Below are 16,071 nucleotides of genomic sequence, written 5' to 3' on the forward strand. Positions count from 1 at the left end.
CGACAGGCTGGCGAGGAATTAATCAAAGCGCTTCAGTGTAAGCGGAAAGCTTATTCCCACTCAATGGTCGCCGGCGGCTTGCCGCTGATATCGTATACCACGCGGGAGATGCCGTTGACTTCGTTGATGATGCGGTTAGAGACGCGGCCGAGGAAATCATACGGCAGATGCGCCCAGTGCGCGGTCATAAAGTCGATGGTCTCGACGGCGCGCAGCGAGACGACCCAGTCATATTTACGACCGTCGCCCATTACGCCCACGGAACGCACCGGCAGGAAGACGGTGAACGCCTGGCTCACTTTGTTGTAGAGATCCGCTTTGCGCAGCTCTTCGATAAAGATCGCATCGGCGCGACGCAGCAGATCGCAATACTCTTTCTTCACTTCGCCCAGCACGCGCACGCCGAGGCCCGGGCCTGGGAACGGATGGCGATAGAGCATATCGTACGGCAGCCCCAGCTCCAGGCCGATCTTGCGCACTTCATCTTTAAACAGCTCTTTCAGCGGCTCGACCAGGCCCAGCTTCATCTCTTTCGGCAGGCCGCCCACGTTATGGTGGGATTTGATCACGTGCGCTTTACCGGTTGCAGAGGCGGCGGACTCGATCACGTCGGGATAGATGGTGCCCTGCGCCAGCCATTTCACGTCGGTCAGCTTGCTCGCCTCTTCGTCGAACACTTCGACGAACACGCGGCCGATGATTTTACGCTTGGCTTCCGGATCGTTTTCGCCCGCCAGCGCGTCGAGGAAGCGCGCCTCAGCCGGAACGTGAACGATATTCAGACCGAAGTGATCGCCGAACATATCCAGCACCTGCTCCGCCTCGTTCAGACGCAGCAGACCGTTGTCGACGAAAACGCAGATCAGGCGATCGCCGATGGCGCGGTGCAGCAGCATTGCGGTCACGGAAGAGTCCACGCCGCCTGACAGGCCGAGAATGACTTTATCGTTGCCGATTTGCTCGCGCAGACGTTCGACCGCATCTTCGATAATTTTCGCCGGCGTCCAGAGCGCTTCGCATTCGCAGATATCGAGCACGAAACGCTCCAGCATGCGCAGACCCTGACGAGTATGCGTGACTTCCGGATGGAACTGCACGCCATAGAAACGCTTCTCTTCGTTAGCCATGATAGCGAACGGACAGGTTTCGGTGCTGGCAACGGTGACGAAGTCGGACGGAATAGCGGTCACTTTATCGCCGTGGCTCATCCAGACGTCGAGCAGCGGTTTGCCTGCGGCGCTGATGGCGTCTTCGATATCGCGGATCAGCGCGCTTGGCGTCAGCACTTCCACCTGCGCATAGCCGAACTCACGTTCGTTAGAACCTTCGACTTTGCCGCCCAGCTGCATCGCCATGGTCTGCATGCCGTAGCAGACGCCGAGCACCGGTACGCCCGCATTGAAGACATACTCCGGCGCGCGCGGGCTGTTGAGTTCGGTGGTGCTTTCCGGGCCGCCGGAAAGGATGATGCCGTTCGGGTTGAACTGGCGGATCTGCTCTTCGGTGACATCCCATGCCCAGAGTTCGCAGTACACGCCCAGCTCGCGTACGCGGCGCGCGACCAGCTGCGTGTATTGAGAACCAAAATCGAGAATCAGAATGCGATGCTTATGAATATTTTCCGTCGTCATTGAGGCGTTTCCAGAGCGGGTAACTTGATAATGAAAGCGCCCGGCTTATGCCGGGCGATAAATCTTACGGGATCAGGATCCCATACGGTAGTTCGGTGACTCTTTGGTGATGGTCACATCGTGCACGTGGCTTTCGTTGATGCCGGCGCCGCTGATGCGAACGAACTCCGCTTTGGTGCGCAGGTCATCGATGGTCTGGCAGCCGGTCAGGCCCATACAGGAGCGCAGGCCGCCCATCTGCTGGTGAACGATCTCTTTCAGGCGGCCTTTATAGGCGACGCGACCTTCAATGCCTTCCGGCACCAGTTTGTCAGCGGCGTTATCGCTCTGGAAGTAGCGGTCAGAAGAGCCTTTGGACATCGCGCCCAGCGAACCCATGCCGCGGTAAGATTTGAAAGAGCGGCCCTGATAGAGTTCAATTTCCCCCGGCGACTCTTCCGTACCGGCCAGCATAGATCCAACCATAACAGCTGCCGCGCCAGCGGCGATCGCTTTGGCGATGTCACCGGAGAAACGGATACCGCCGTCGGCGATAACCGGAATGCCGGTGCCTTCCAGCGCTTCCACCGCGTCGGAAACGGCGGTGATCTGCGGCACGCCCACGCCGGTGACGATACGGGTTGTACAGATAGAACCCGGGCCGATACCGACTTTCACCGCGCTCACGCCCGCTTCCGCCAGCGCCAGCGCGCCTGCGCCGGTCGCGACGTTGCCGCCGATGATTTCCAGGTCAGGATATTTTGCGCGAGTTTCGCGGATGCGCTGCAGCACGCCTTCTGAGTGACCGTGCGACGAGTCGATCAGCAGTACGTCGACGCCAGCGGCGACCAGCGCGTCGACGCGCTCTTCGTTGCCTGCGCCCGCGCCCACTGCCGCGCCAACGCGCAGACGGCCCTGCGCATCTTTACAGGCGTTCGGCTTACGTTCGGCTTTCTGGAAGTCTTTAACGGTGATCATGCCGAGCAGATGGAAGCTGTCGTCCACCACCAGCGCTTTCTCGACGCGTTTTTCGTGCATTCTCTGCAGCACGACGTCACGCGCCTCGCCCTCTTTCACCGTGACCAGACGTTCTTTCGGCGTCATGACTGCGGTAACCGGCTGCGTCAGATCGGTAACGAAGCGCACGTCGCGGCCGGTGATGATGCCGACCAGTTCGTTGCTTTCATTCACGACAGGATAACCGGCAAAGCCGTTGCGCTCGGTCAGGGCTTTGACTTCCGCCAGCGTCGTGGTCGGCAGGACGGTTTGCGGTTCGGTTACCACGCCGCTTTCATGTTTCTTCACCTTGCGAACTTCATCCGCCTGGCGCTCAATCGACATGTTTTTGTGGATAAAGCCCAGACCGCCTTCCTGCGCCAGCGCAATAGCCAGTCCCGCTTCGGTTACGGTATCCATAGCGGCGGAGAGCATCGGGATGTTCAGACGAATATTTTTCGTCAGCTGAGTGCTGAGATCGGCCGTGTTAGGCAGAACGGTGGAGTGAGCAGGAACGAGCAGAACGTCGTCGAAAGTAAGGGCTTCTTTAGCGATTCTTAGCATGGCAATATCTCAACCTGGGGTGAATGAGAACAGATAAAATATTGCCGCGGCATTATACAGGCCGTAATCGTTTGCCTCCAGCATTATTTTAGAAAAAGTCTTGATCCTCGCCAGCAGCCATGTAGTATCGGTTAATTAACCCTCTGATTTACTATTTGATCTCCATCACATGTCGCTACCGCCAGTCGCCAATGTTTTTACCGTCAGCCGCCTGAACACCACGGTGCGCCAGCTCCTGGAACAGGAGATGGGATCGGTGTGGCTGAGCGCGGAGATCTCCAACTTTTCTCAGCCCGCGTCGGGCCACTGGTACTTCACGCTGAAGGATGACGGCGCGCAGGTGCGCTGCGCGATGTTTCGCAACAGCAACCGCCGCGTCACCTTCCGTCCTCAGCACGGCCAGCAGATTCTGGTGCGCGCCACCATTACGCTTTATGAGCCGCGCGGCGACTATCAGCTGATTATCGAAAGCATGCATCCGGCGGGCGAAGGCGCGCTGCAGCAGCAGTTCGAGTTGCTGAAGGCGAAGCTGGCGAGCGAAGGCCTGTTCGACCAACAGCATAAACAGCCGCTGCCCGAGCCGGCGAAACAGGTCGGCGTGATCACCTCGGCCACCGGCGCGGCGCTGCATGACGTACTGCGCGTGCTGCACCGCCGCGATCCTTCGCTGCCGGTGATTATCTACCCTACGCCGGTCCAGGGCGCCGACGCGCCAGCCGCTATCGTGCGCGCAATTGAGCTGGCGAACCAGCGCGCAGAGTGCGACGTGCTGATCGTCGGTCGCGGCGGCGGCTCGCTGGAAGATCTCTGGAGCTTCAACGAAGAGCGCGTCGCGCGGGCTATTTTCGCCAGCCGTATTCCGGTGGTGAGCGCCGTCGGCCATGAAACCGACATCACCATCGCCGATTTCGTCGCCGACCTGCGCGCGCCGACCCCGTCCGCCGCTGCTGAAATTGTGAGCAGAAATCAGACGGAACTGCTGCGACAGTTGCTCTCGCAGCAACAACGACTGGAAATGGCGATGGATTACTATCTGGCGCAGCAACAACGCCGCTTCTCCCGTCTCGATCATCGCCTGCAGCAGCAGCATCCGCAGCTCCGTCTGGCGCGCCAGCAGACCGCCCTGTTCCGCCTGCAGCAGCGGTTGAACGAGGCAATGGAAAACCGGCTGCGTCAGAGCCTGCGGCAGCAGGATCGACTTTCTCAACGTCTTGCCGCGCATCAGCCGCAGCCGCGTCTGTTTCAGGCGCAGCGCCAGCTGGAGCAGATGCGCTATCGCCTGCAGCAGAGCATGGAAAAGATGCTTAACCGCGACAGACAGCGCTTTGCGACCCTTGCCGCGCAGCTGGAAGGCGTCAGCCCGCTGGCGACGCTGGCGCGCGGCTTCAGCGTCACTACCGACAGTGCCGGCCAGGTAGTGAAAAAAACCGCCCAGCTGCAGAGCGGTGATACTCTGCGCACCCGTCTCGACGACGGCTGGGTGGAAAGCCAGGTGACCAGCCTGCTGCCAGAAAAAAAACGCCGTCGTAAAACCGCTTCCTGAACAAAGACTATACTTTTTGGCACATTACTTGTGCCAAGGAGTCGGGTATGTCTTATAGCGTTATTCCTCCCTATATCTTGCGTAACATCGTCACCCACGGTTCCAGTCATCAACAGGACTATGCGCGCCGTACGCTGATGCACGTTCAGCATCTGATGGCAGAAAACTGGCAAAAGCCGGTCGCGCAGCAGACGGCGACGGGCGGTCATGTCGAGCGCGAAATCTACGATGCGAAAAACACCCAGAACCTGCCAGGCGAGCTGCTGCGCAGCGAAGGTCAGCCTGACACCGGCGATGTCGCCGCCCGAGAAGCCTGGGATTATCTTGGCGTAACCTACGACTTCTTCTGGCAAACCTATCAGCGCAACTCCCTCGACAATCAGGGGCTGAAGCTGCTCGGCACCGTCCACTACGGCAAGGCGTATCAAAACGCCTTCTGGAACGGACAGCAGATGGTGTTCGGCGACGGCGACGGCGAAATCTTTAATCGCTTTACTATCGCCATCGACGTGGTGGCGCACGAGCTGGCGCACGGCGTTACCGAGACAGAAGCCGGATTGATCTATTTCGAGCAGGCGGGCGCGCTAAACGAGTCGCTGTCAGATGTCTTCGGCTCGCTGGTGAAGCAGTTCCATCTGAAGCAGAGCGCGGACCAGGCCGACTGGATTATCGGCGAAGGCCTGCTGGCGAGCGGTATTAACGGACGCGGGCTGCGCTCGATGGCGGAGCCGGGCACCGCCTATGACGATCCGATGCTGGGCAAGGATCCGCAGCCTGCGCATATGGATCACTATATCAAGACGCGTGAAGATAACGGCGGCGTGCATCTGAACTCCGGCATTCCCAACCGCGCTTTTTACCTGGCGGCGAAAGCGCTGGGCGGTTATGCCTGGGAGCAGGCGGGCCAGGCCTGGTACGATACGGTGTGCGACAAATCGCTGCCGCAGGACGCCGATTTCAGCACCTTCGCGCAGTTGACCATTCAGCACGGGGAACGCCGCTTTAATCGTTCTGTGGCGCAGTCGATCGAACAGGCGTGGAAGGAGGTTGGCGTGCTATGAGTTCCCTTCCCGAACTGACCGACGACGCGGTCATTGAAGTCGAACGCGAGGGCGGACTGGCCTTTATTCCCGGCCTGCGCGGCGCGCGGCGTTTCGCGCTGGCTCAGCTGCCGCAGCCGCAAAAGCAGCGCGTCTGTCAGGTTCTGGAACAGGCGCTGCCGCTGGGCGAACCTGAAGATAAAGCGCCGGAGATTGGGCGTAGCGATCAGCGCTACTTCCGCATACAGATCAGCTACGCCACGCATCGTGAAGTTGGCACTATCGTCTTGTTGATTCCGGAGCAGGTCGCGCCGCCGGAGCTGGAAGCGCTCTGGCGCGACGGCGACGATCCAACGCAATAAAAAAGGCCGCCACAGAGATGGCGGCCTTATGAAGGCGCTTCAGCCTGTCCAGGCAACAGCCGGTAAAGGCGGGGATCACTCCCCGCCTTCCGGTTGCTACTTACCAGATTCGTAAGCCATCGAAGCAGCCACCTCGCGCTGGTTGTCCCGGTAGCGGATTTCGCACAGCGATTTCCGCGTCAGCCAGGTAAAGATTAAAAGTGTGAGACACACCAGTAATACGCAAAAAACCAGCGTTAGCTGTGGCAATTTCATGGTCACTCCTCCTTGCGCAGAGCGCGGTAAGAGGCTACCCTGCTGTTGTTGGGACAGTTGGGCAGCCTCGTGGGTTAATGAAAATTAACTACGGGGCTTTCTCTTTTCTGCCTCACAACCAGCATGCCGATCGCTTAAGGCAGAAACCTCAAGCGCCGTCGCGATTATACCCGCTTCTCTTTCCTGCCCAACCGGCACGCCGCCACTTAGCGACCCGCTTCCCATACGCTTTTGCAATTGCCGCCACGCTTACACTTTATTGTGCGCCAAATAAAAAACCCCACGCCGGAGCGCAGGGTTTTGTTAATAACGCTTTGCCGTTACGGCAGCGCGTAGGCAATCACGTAATCGCCGCGATCCGGCGACTGACGCGCGCCGCCTGCGGAGATCAGAATGTATTGTTTACCGTTTTTCGGTGAAACATAGCTGATCGGACCGCCCTGGCTACCCACCGGCAGACGGGCTTTCCATACCTCTTTACCCGTAGAGCTGTCGAAGGCGCGCAGATAGTAGTCCTGCGTACCGGCGATAAACACCAGTCCGCCCTGCGTTGCCAGCGTACCGCCCAGCGTCGGCATGCCGATCGGCATCTGCGCGTGCATTTTAATACCGAACGGACCGGTATCCTGCACCGTGCCGACCGGCACCTGCCAGACGATTTTACGCGTCTTCATATCGATCGCCGACAGCGTGCCGAACGGCGGCGCCTGGCAAGGAATGCCCAGCGGCGACATAAAGCGGTTTTTGTTAACCGCGTACGGCGTGCCTTTCAGCGGCACCGCGCCCATGCCGGTATTGATCGCTTCGCCGCCGTTGCTGCCGCGAGAGATTTTACTGGTATCAGCCGGGATCATCTGCACCCACAGGCCGAGACGCATATCGTTGACGAACATGTACTGGTTGTTCGGATCGAACGACATGCTGCCCCAGTTCATGCCGCCGAGGGAACCCGGGAAGCTGAGCGACTTATCGGTATCCGGCACGGTAAACAAACCGTTGTAACGCATCGATTTAAAGGCGATGCGGCACGCCAGCTGATCGAACGGCGTCGCGCCCCACATGTCCGACTCGGTCAGCGTCTGGTTGCCGATCTGCGGCATCTCGGTCGAATGCGGCTGCGTTTTGGTGTACTGCTCGTTCGGGATATGCCCCTGCGGCATCGGCAGCTCTTCGACTTTCGTCAGCGGCTTGCCGGTTTCGCGATCCAGCACGAAGATCATGCCGGTTTTCCCGCCGATAACCACCGCTGGTTTGGTGGTGCCGTCTTTCATTGGGAAATCGACCAGGCTCGGCTGCATCGGCAGATCGAAGTCCCACAGATCGTTATGAACGGTCTGATAGACCCACTTCTCTTTGCCTGTAGTCGCATCCAGCGCCAGAACAGAGGCGCCATATTTATGGTCCAGTTCGGTGCGGTTCGCGCCCCACAGATCCACCGAGGAGCTGCCCATCGGGATGAATACCGTGTTCATCGCCGGATCGTATGACATCGGCGCCCAGGAGTTCGGGGTGCTGCGTTTGTAATCCTGGCCCGGCATCAGTACGGCGTTCGGATCGACATTGCCTGGGTCAAACGCCCAGCGCTGCTTGCCGGTGATTACATCGAAACCGCGCAGCACGCCGCCCGGCATATCCGTCTGGACGTTATCCGCGACGCGACCGCCCACGACTACCGTGGTGCCCGCCAGCGTCGGCGCTGACGTCAGCTGATATTTCGGATCCTGCGCTTCGCCCAGACCCTCTTTCAGGTTAACCACGCCGTGGTCGCCGAAGTTTTCGCAGAACTCGCCGTTGTCGGCGTTAATCGCGATCAGTCGCGCGTCGATAGTATTCATCAGAATACGACGCTGGCAGGTATCGCCTGCCGCCAGGCTAACTGCCGGTACCGGCGTCGAGCCAGGCTTGCTCGGCTGAGTCAGCGGTTTGGTGGCGTCAAAGTAGGCCAGACCGCGGCAGCGCGGCCAGACTTCCGCTTTCGCGTTGATTTCGCGTTTCCAGATCTGCTTGCCGCTGTCCGCTTCCACCGCAATCACGTTGTTGTGCGGCGTACAGAGATAGAGCGTGTTGCCAATCTGCAGCGGCGTTTGCTGATCTTCCGCGCCGTTGCCGGTCGGGCTGATCGGCGTATCGCCAGTGTGGAAGGTCCAGGCGACTTTGAGATCTTTTACGTTATCGCGCGTGATCTGATCGATAGCGGCAAAACGGTCGCCGCCCGGCGTGCGGCCATAGTTATTCCAGTCCTGCTGCGGCTTGCTCTTATCGACCGGGATCAGCGGCAGCGCTTTGCCGGTGAAGGCCACGGTGGGATGCGGCTGGAACATCTGCACCAGCGTGCCGACCATGCCGACGGCAATAACGGCCGAAAGCACGTAGGACACTTTCGCCAGCGACGATTTTCCTTCGCGCTTGCGCAGCGCAGGCCAGGTCAGGAATGCCAGCAGCATCAGACCCGACGGCACCATCAGGCGCGATACCAGCGGCCAGAAGGACCAGCCCGCGTCCGCCAGCGCCCAAATCAGCGTGCCGACGAAAACCAGAATAAACAGCACGACGGCTGAGGACTTGCGGCGGAAGAACTGGATCGCCGACAGCAGCATCACAATGCCTGCAATCAGGAAATACCAGCTGCCGCCCAGCGAGACCAGCTTGCCGCCGCCAATTGCAAAGAACAGGCCGATTGCCAGCAGCACCAGCCCCAGCAAAATCGACCAGATACCCAACCCTTTGCCGGATCGGGAGGATGTTTCAGCCATAACACTTACTCTCCTGGAAGAATAAAGCCACCGCGCCTCAGCCTTCTGAAGCGTGACGACGTCTGATGCGTCGGATATCGCTTTATTTTAATTCGTAATGGTACGGACCTGTGTCCGGGATGCGGGCATTGTGAGCAAGGAGACACTGAGGTGTGGTCGCTCCCGTCGCAATACGGGGCGGGATTGTACCACCTGGTACATTATGAGGTGAACATCTATAACGTGAAGTACACGCGACAATAGCATTTTTGCTACAAATTCAGCGCTAAGCGGCTCAATTTTCACGCACTCTGGCGCAGAGCTGGCGTTAATCGCAAAAGTAACCAAATGTGTTAACGGCGCGCCGCCTGTTTGGCCGACCCTAAAAACAACAAAGGGACCTTTCGGTCCCTATGGTTTAACGCTTGTTCTTCTTCAGATGCGAAAGCAGACGCTTACGCTTGCGCTGCTGCGTCGGCGTCAACAGGTTGCGCTTGCCCGCAAAGGGGTTATCGCCCTCTTTGAACTGAATGCGGATCGGCGTGCCCATCACGTTAAGCGAACGACGGAAGTAGTTCATCAGATAGCGCTTGTAGGAGTCAGGCAAATCTTTTACCTGGTTGCCGTGGATCACCACGATCGGCGGGTTATAACCGCCGGCATGCGCATACTTCAGCTTCACGCGGCGACCACGCACCAGCGGCGGCTGATGATCTTCGGCGGCCATATTCATGATGCGCGTCAGCATAGAGGTGTTAACGCGTTTGGTCGAGCAGTCGTAGGCTTCAGTAACCGATTCAAACAGGTTGCCAACGCCGCTGCCGTGCAGCGCAGAGATAAAGTGTACGCGAGCAAAGTCGATAAAGCCGAGACGATAGTCCAGCGTTTCTTTGACCTCGTCCTTGATCTCCTGCGTCAGTCCGTCCCACTTGTTCACCACGATCACCAGCGAACGACCGCTGTTGAGGATAAAGCCGAGCAGCGACAGATCCTGATCGGAGATGCCTTCGCGCGCGTCGATCACCAGCAATACGACGTTGGCGTCTTCAATCGCCTGCAGGGTTTTAATGACCGAGAATTTTTCCACCGTATCGGTGATTTTGCCGCGTTTACGCACGCCCGCGGTATCAATCAGGATATATTCACGGTCGTCGCGCTGCATCGGAATATAGATGCTGTCGCGCGTGGTGCCCGGCATATCGTAAACCACAACGCGATCTTCGCCGAGAATACGGTTAGTCAGCGTGGATTTGCCGACGTTAGGACGACCAACGATAGCCAGCTTAATCGGCAGACCGGTCGGATCGAACGCCTCTTCTTCCTCTTCTTCCGGCGCTTCGCCGCTCTCTTTCGCCGCCAGCGCCGCCCAGTAGGCTTCGTTCTCGTCCTCTTCCTTCACTTCGCGCGGATCGACTTCGTCCATCCACGGCAGCAAAGCGGTTTCCAGCAGGCTGGTTACGCCGCGACCGTGCGATGCCGCGATAGCGTGAATCTCTCCCAGACCCAGCGAGTAGAAGTCGACAACCGCTGAATCGGGATCGAGTCCGTCGGTTTTATTCGCCACCAGGAACGTCGGCTTCTGGCGCGAACGAATATGGTTAGCGATCTGCTTGTCCGCCGGCATGACGCCCGCGCGCGCATCCACCATGAACAGCACGACATCCGCCTCTTCAATCGCCAGCAGCGACTGTTCAGCCATACGCGTTTCGACGCCCTCTTCAGTGCCGTCGATACCGCCGGTATCAATAACAATAAATTCGCGCCCTTCCACTTCGGCGCGACCATATTTGCGATCGCGTGTCAGTCCAGGAAAATCCGCCACCAGCGCATCACGAGTGCGCGTTAAGCGGTTAAACAGCGTGGATTTCCCCACATTGGGACGCCCAACCAGCGCGACCACAGGTATCATAACAGTGCCTCAATAAAAAAATTAATCGCCCGAATGGCGTGATTATAACGGTTTTAACCGCCGGGTTCAGGCTGAAGGCGCTAAGAATATCATGCCTGACTAAAAACGAAACGGCTCCTGACGCGTCAGGAGCCGTGATACGGAAGGCAAATTCCGGTGGCGCGTTAACGCGTAATCGCGTAAACCTCGCCGCCTTTGGCCTGAATGATCAGCTTATCGCTGGCGACGACCGGCTCGGTCTGGAAGCCATCGCTGTCGACTTTCTGCTGCGCCACGAAACGACCGTCCGAGGTATTGAGCCAGTGCAGATAGCCCTCGCTGTCGCCTACCACCAGATAGCCGTTATAGAGCACCGGCGCCGTCAGGTTGCGGTGCAGCAGATCGCTCTGACGCCAGATGGCGACGCCGCCGTCGGCGTTCAGCGCGATCACGCGGTCATCCTGATCCACCAGATAGATGCGGCCGGCATCGACGATCAGATCTTTCACGCCGCCGATTTCACGCTTCCACAGGATCTGGCCGGAGCGCAGATCGAGCGCGGTCAGGTTGCCGTTATACGCCAGCGCGTAAACTACGCCGTTGACGATAACCGGCGTCGTATCGACGTCGTTCAGGCGATCGATTTCGGTCGCGCCGCTCGGCTGAGAGATACGCTGCTGCCAGATAAGCTGGCCCTGATTCATAATGACCGCGCTGACGCGGCCGTTATCGCCGCCGACAATCGCGCCGCCGAACGCGGTCGCTGGCGCAGATTCGCCGCGCAGCGACAGCGCAGGCATGTCGAGGTTAACGCTCCACTTCACTACGCCGCTGTTTTGATCCAGGCCCTGCAGCATGCCGTTGCTGGTATGCACCAGCACCAGGCCGTCGCTCGCCACCGGACGCGACAGCGCTTCGCCGGCGACTTTGGTTTGCCAGGCGATACTGCCGTCGCTGCTGTTCAAGGCGAACAGCTGACCGCGCTCGCTGCCGATGTAGAGGTGATCGCCCGCAGCGGTCACGCCGCCGGAGAGCAGAGCCGAGATGTTTTTCGAGAAGAAGCCGGTTTTCTCAGAGAGATCGACTTTCCATTTTTCTTTGCCGTTGGAGGCGTCCAGCGCTTTTACTACGCCGAAACGATCCGCCGCAAATACGGTATTGTCCTGCCATGCCGGATGCAGGTTAGAGTAGAAATCGCCAATGCCGTCACCGACCGACGTGCTCCACACTTCCTGGGGATTAAACTGGTTTTCCACCTTTGGCAGCGGGGCCATTTTCACTACATCTTCTTCGCCGCTGAACAGCGAACAACCGCTGAGCAAAGTGACTGAAATCAGTCCTGGCAGCAGGTATTTACGTAATTCCATGCGCTCTCTCTTGACTGGCTTAGCTTAAGTTATTCATCTTCATCTGCATCATTTGCTTCAGCGCCGGAGAAGCGTCTGATTCGACGCCTTTGCTCCACGCATCGCGCGCGCCCTGCTTGTCGCCTTTGCTCAGCAGCGCTTCGCCGCGAATATCCGCCACAATGGCTGTCCAGCCATCGCCCTTAACAGCGTCGAGGGTTTTAAGGGCGGCATCCGCCTGATTCTGTTGCAGTTGAATGCGCGCCAGTCGCAGGTTGATAACCGCCTGCAGATTGGCATCTTTGGTATTCTTCAGACCGTTTTCCAGCAGGGAAGACGCTTTATCAAGCTGGTTGGCGTCGACATACTGCTTCGCTGCGTCCATTGCCGCCAGCGCGCCGTAGGTGTTGCTGTTTTCGCTAACGAATTTCGCTACCGCATCCAGCGTGGCCGGCTGATCGGCTTTCATCGCAGTCGTCACTTGCTGATACTGGGCTGAAAGCGCTTTCGACGAGCCCTCTTCATGACTGGCCCAGTAGCGCCAGCCGCCGAGCGCGGCAATACCGATAATCACGCCGACCGCCAGCGCCTTGCCGTTACTGGCAAAAAAGCGACGTACCGCGTCAACCTGCTCGTTTTCGTTGCTATAAACTTCCACGCGATCCCTCTCCTTTACTCTGGTTGGTGCCGTGCCACGCTTACTTTAACAGCGTGCGCAATGCAGCAGCAGCCTCTGTCTGCGCCAGCGTTTGCTGATCGCCGCTGCGCAGATCTTTAATCACTACCTGACCGGCTTTCACTTCGTCTTCGCCTACCACCAGCGCGACGCGAGCGCCCCACTTGTCGGCGCGAGCAAACTGCTTTTTGAAGTTGCCGCCGCCGAAGTTGGTCATCAGCTTCAGTTCCGGCGCTTCATCGCGCAGTTTTTCCGCCAGCTGCATCGCAGCGGACTGAACGCCCTGGCCCGAAGCGATAACATAGACATCAACAACGCGCGTCGGTTCAAATTCAGGATTCACCGCCTGAACCAGCAGCACCAGACGCTCCAGACCCATGGCGAAACCGACCGCCGGCGTAGCGCGTCCGCCCAGCTGTTCGACCAGGCCGTCGTAACGACCGCCGCCGCACACCGTGCCCTGCGCGCCGAGGCTCTCGGTCACCCACTCGAAAACGGTGCGGTTGTAGTAGTCGAGGCCGCGCACCAGACGCTGATTAACGCGATAGGCGATGCCGGCGTCGTCCAGCAGGGCGCACAGTCCCTGGAAATGTTCGCGCGATTCGTCGTCGAGATGATCCATCAGCTGCGGCGCGTCGTTAAGCAGCGTCTGCACCTCGGGATTTTTGCTGTCGAGCACGCGCAGCGGGTTGGTGTACATGCGGCGCTTGCTGTCTTCGTCCAGCGTCTCTTTGTGCTGTTCAAGGAAGGCCACCAGCGCTTCGCGATAGTTGGCGCGCGCCTCCAGCGAACCGATAGAGTTAAGCTCCAGGCGCACGTGATCGGCGATGCCCAGCGCTTTCCACCAGCGAGCGGTCAGCATAATCAGCTCGGCGTCCACGTCCGGCCCCTGCAGGCCGAACACCTCGGCGCCCATCTGGTGGAACTGACGATAGCGCCCTTTCTGCGGACGCTCGTAGCGGAACATCGGTCCCATATACCACAGACGCTGTTCCTGATTGTAGAGCAGACCGTGTTCGATGCCGGCGCGCACGCAGCCTGCGGTGCCCTCGGGACGCAGCGTCAGGCTTTCGCCGTTGCGGTCGTCAAAGGTGTACATCTCTTTTTCGACCACATCGGTTACTTCGCCGATGGCGCGTTTAAACAGCGGAGTCTGCTCGACGATCGGCATGCGAATTTCGCTATAGCCGTAGCTGGCCAGCACCTGCTTGAGCGTACCTTCAATGCGTTGCCAGATAGCCGTATCCGCCGGCAGGTAATCGTTCATGCCGCGGATAGCTTGAATATTCTTCGCCACGTTAAAATCTCTTAATGCAAAAAAACCTGTCCGGCATCATACCTTATGAGGATGAAACCGCACAGGTTCATTGAACAAAGTCGCGCTGCGCGCGCCGACGCTTAGTTTTCCAGCTGCTGAACGTTGATGCGACGATTTTCGTCCAGCATGGTCGCTTTGGCGCGGATGCGCGCTTCCAGCTGATCGATCATATCGTCGTTATCGAGACGATCGCGCTGGCGCACGCCATCTTCGTAGAAACCGCTTTTCTTGTTGCCGCCGGTGACGCCCAGCGTCGATACCGTCGCTTCGCCAGGACCGTTCACCACGCAGCCGATAATCGAGACGTCCATCGGCGTGATGATATCTTCCAGCCGCTGTTCAAGCGCGTTAACCGTGCCGATAACGTCGAACTCCTGACGCGAACAGGTTGGGCAGGCGATAAAGTTGATGCCGCGCGCGCGAATGCGCAGCGACTTCAGGATATCGAAGCCGACTTTCACCTCTTCGATCGGATCGGCCGCCAGCGAAATACGCAGCGTATCGCCGATTCCCTCTGAGAGCAGCAGCCCCAGACCGATGGCCGATTTCACCGCGCCGGCGCGCGCGCCGCCCGCCTCGGTAATGCCGAGGTGCAGCGGCTGGTCAATCTGCTTCGCCAGCAGGCGATAAGATTCGACGGCCAGGAAAACGTCCGACGCTTTTACGCTCACCTTGAACTGATCGAAGTTGAGACGATCGAGATGATCGACGTGGCGCATCGCCGACTCCAGCAACGCCTGCGGCGTTGGCTCGCCGTACTTTTCCTGCAGATCTTTTTCCAGCGAACCGGCATTCACGCCGATACGGATCGGAATATTGTGGTCGCGCGCGCAATCCACTACCTGGCGGATACGTTCGTTATTGCCAATGTTGCCAGGGTTGATACGCAGGCAGTCAACGCCGTATTCGGCGACTTTCAGCGCGATGCGGTAGTCAAAATGGATATCCGCCACCAGCGGCACGTTGACGCGCTGCTTGATCAGTTTGAAAGCTTCGGCGGCATCCATGGTCGGCACCGAGACGCGGACGATATCGACGCCGACGCGCTCAAGCGCTTTGATCTGATTGACCGTCGCGTCTACGTCGGTTGTGCGGGTATTGGTCATCGACTGGACGGCGATAGGCGCGCCGTCGCCGACAGGCACCTTGCCGACATAAATCCGGGTCGATTTACGACGGATAATGGGTGCTTCGTTATGCATATTCTTTCTCCACAATTGCCCCGGGCGCGATGCAGCGTTATTGCGCACCCAACGTCAGGCGAGCAACCTGGTTATTACGGATAAAACGACTTAAATCAACCGGCTGGTTCTGATATTGCACCTGCACCGCCGAGGGTGCGCCGATTTTCAGGCGATAGGGCGCAGTGCCGGAAAGGCTGAGTTTACCACCGCTGCGTTGCATTCCGCTGAAGAGTTTTTTACCGGTAGCGTCGCTCACTTCCAGCCAGCAGTCGGCGTTGAAGTTCATGACCACGGTATTAGGATCGGCGGCCGCTTCGCCAACGGCAGCGCCGCTGGTCGGCAGCTGACCGGCAGTGGCCGTCGGGCTGGCCGCGTTATCGACCGGCGCCTGGCTCGGCGACACCACGGCGCTGTTGGCCGAAGTGGCGGCCGGCGCCGCGCTGTTAGCGGCGCTCTGCGCGGGCGCGGTGCTGGACGGCTGGCTGGCGGCAGGCGCCGCCGCGCTGGCGTCCGCGCTGTTGGTTTCGTCCGGCGCGGCAGGCGCCGCCGGCTCGTCG

At 59.1% G+C, this 16,071-nt stretch carries 13 protein-coding genes; 3 read left to right on the forward strand and 10 right to left on the reverse strand.

Going from position 1 to position 16,071, the window contains the following annotated elements; genetic code table 11:
- Nucleotides 1–50: 50 nt before the first annotated feature.
- Together guaA and guaB are read right to left on the reverse strand one after the other, a co-directional pair.
- Nucleotides 51–1,631, reverse strand: coding sequence for a glutamine-hydrolyzing GMP synthase (gene guaA / locus B3229_RS06390; protein ID WP_033753883.1), 1,581 nt, complete (start codon nt 1,629–1,631; stop codon nt 51–53).
- Nucleotides 1,632–1,703: 72 nt separating this feature from the next.
- Nucleotides 1,704–3,170 carry an IMP dehydrogenase gene (gene guaB / locus B3229_RS06395; protein WP_033753885.1) on the reverse strand — a complete coding sequence of 489 codons (1,467 nt, stop codon included), beginning with the start codon at nt 3,168–3,170 and terminating at the stop codon, nt 1,704–1,706.
- Between the two features lie 169 nt (nt 3,171–3,339).
- On the opposite strand from guaB, the gene xseA reads away from it, so the two are divergent.
- The 3 genes from xseA to B3229_RS06410 are packed head-to-tail and all read left to right on the forward strand — an operon-like array spanning nt 3,340 to nt 6,115.
- Complete coding sequence (xseA, locus tag B3229_RS06400) at nt 3,340–4,713, forward strand: exodeoxyribonuclease VII large subunit (protein WP_286870149.1); 1,374 nt, start codon at nt 3,340–3,342, stop codon at nt 4,711–4,713.
- A gap of 47 nt (nt 4,714–4,760) precedes the next feature.
- Complete coding sequence (locus B3229_RS06405; RefSeq protein ID WP_286870150.1) at nt 4,761–5,774, forward strand: M4 family metallopeptidase; 1,014 nt, start codon at nt 4,761–4,763, stop codon at nt 5,772–5,774.
- A complete protein-coding gene (locus tag B3229_RS06410) occupies nt 5,771–6,115 on the forward strand; it encodes a protealysin inhibitor emfourin (protein ID WP_048783951.1) in 345 nt (114 codons plus the stop codon). Before B3229_RS06405 ends, B3229_RS06410 begins: the two co-directional genes overlap by 4 nt.
- A 96-nt stretch (nt 6,116–6,211) precedes the next feature.
- On the opposite strand, the gene B3229_RS06415 is transcribed toward B3229_RS06410, so the two are convergent.
- From B3229_RS06415 to B3229_RS06450, 8 genes are all read right to left on the reverse strand, one after another.
- The gene (locus tag B3229_RS06415) at nt 6,212–6,370 is read right to left on the reverse strand and encodes a type I toxin-antitoxin system Hok family toxin (protein WP_033753892.1); all 159 of its coding nucleotides are present in this window, start codon (nt 6,368–6,370) and stop codon (nt 6,212–6,214) included.
- A gap of 320 nt (nt 6,371–6,690) precedes the next feature.
- Nucleotides 6,691–9,123 (reverse strand): glucose/quinate/shikimate family membrane-bound PQQ-dependent dehydrogenase, encoded by a 2,433-nt coding sequence (locus B3229_RS06420; protein WP_048783953.1) that lies wholly within the window; start codon nt 9,121–9,123, stop codon nt 6,691–6,693.
- A gap of 397 nt (nt 9,124–9,520) precedes the next feature.
- On the reverse strand, nt 9,521–11,011 hold the full coding sequence (gene der / locus B3229_RS06425) for a ribosome biogenesis GTPase Der (RefSeq protein WP_048783956.1): 1,491 nt from the start codon (nt 11,009–11,011) through the stop codon (nt 9,521–9,523).
- 164 nt (nt 11,012–11,175) lie between these two features.
- The gene (bamB, locus tag B3229_RS06430; RefSeq protein ID WP_286870151.1) at nt 11,176–12,357 is read right to left on the reverse strand and encodes an outer membrane protein assembly factor BamB; all 1,182 of its coding nucleotides are present in this window, start codon (nt 12,355–12,357) and stop codon (nt 11,176–11,178) included.
- 19 nt (nt 12,358–12,376) lie between these two features.
- Nucleotides 12,377–12,994, reverse strand: coding sequence for a YfgM family protein (locus B3229_RS06435; protein WP_033753904.1), 618 nt, complete (start codon nt 12,992–12,994; stop codon nt 12,377–12,379).
- A gap of 40 nt (nt 12,995–13,034) precedes the next feature.
- The gene (gene hisS, locus B3229_RS06440) at nt 13,035–14,309 is read right to left on the reverse strand and encodes a histidine--tRNA ligase (RefSeq protein WP_048783961.1); all 1,275 of its coding nucleotides are present in this window, start codon (nt 14,307–14,309) and stop codon (nt 13,035–13,037) included.
- Nucleotides 14,310–14,410: 101 nt separating this feature from the next.
- On the reverse strand, nt 14,411–15,532 hold the full coding sequence (ispG, locus tag B3229_RS06445) for a flavodoxin-dependent (E)-4-hydroxy-3-methylbut-2-enyl-diphosphate synthase (RefSeq protein WP_033753912.1): 1,122 nt from the start codon (nt 15,530–15,532) through the stop codon (nt 14,411–14,413).
- Nucleotides 15,533–15,569: 37 nt separating this feature from the next.
- On the reverse strand, nt 15,570–16,071 hold a 502-nt coding region (locus B3229_RS06450), incomplete at its 5' end, for a RodZ domain-containing protein (protein ID WP_286870152.1).

This window comes from Pantoea sp. UBA5035, from assembly GCF_002415245.1.
GTDB lineage: Bacteria > Pseudomonadota > Gammaproteobacteria > Enterobacterales > Enterobacteriaceae > Pantoea > Pantoea septica.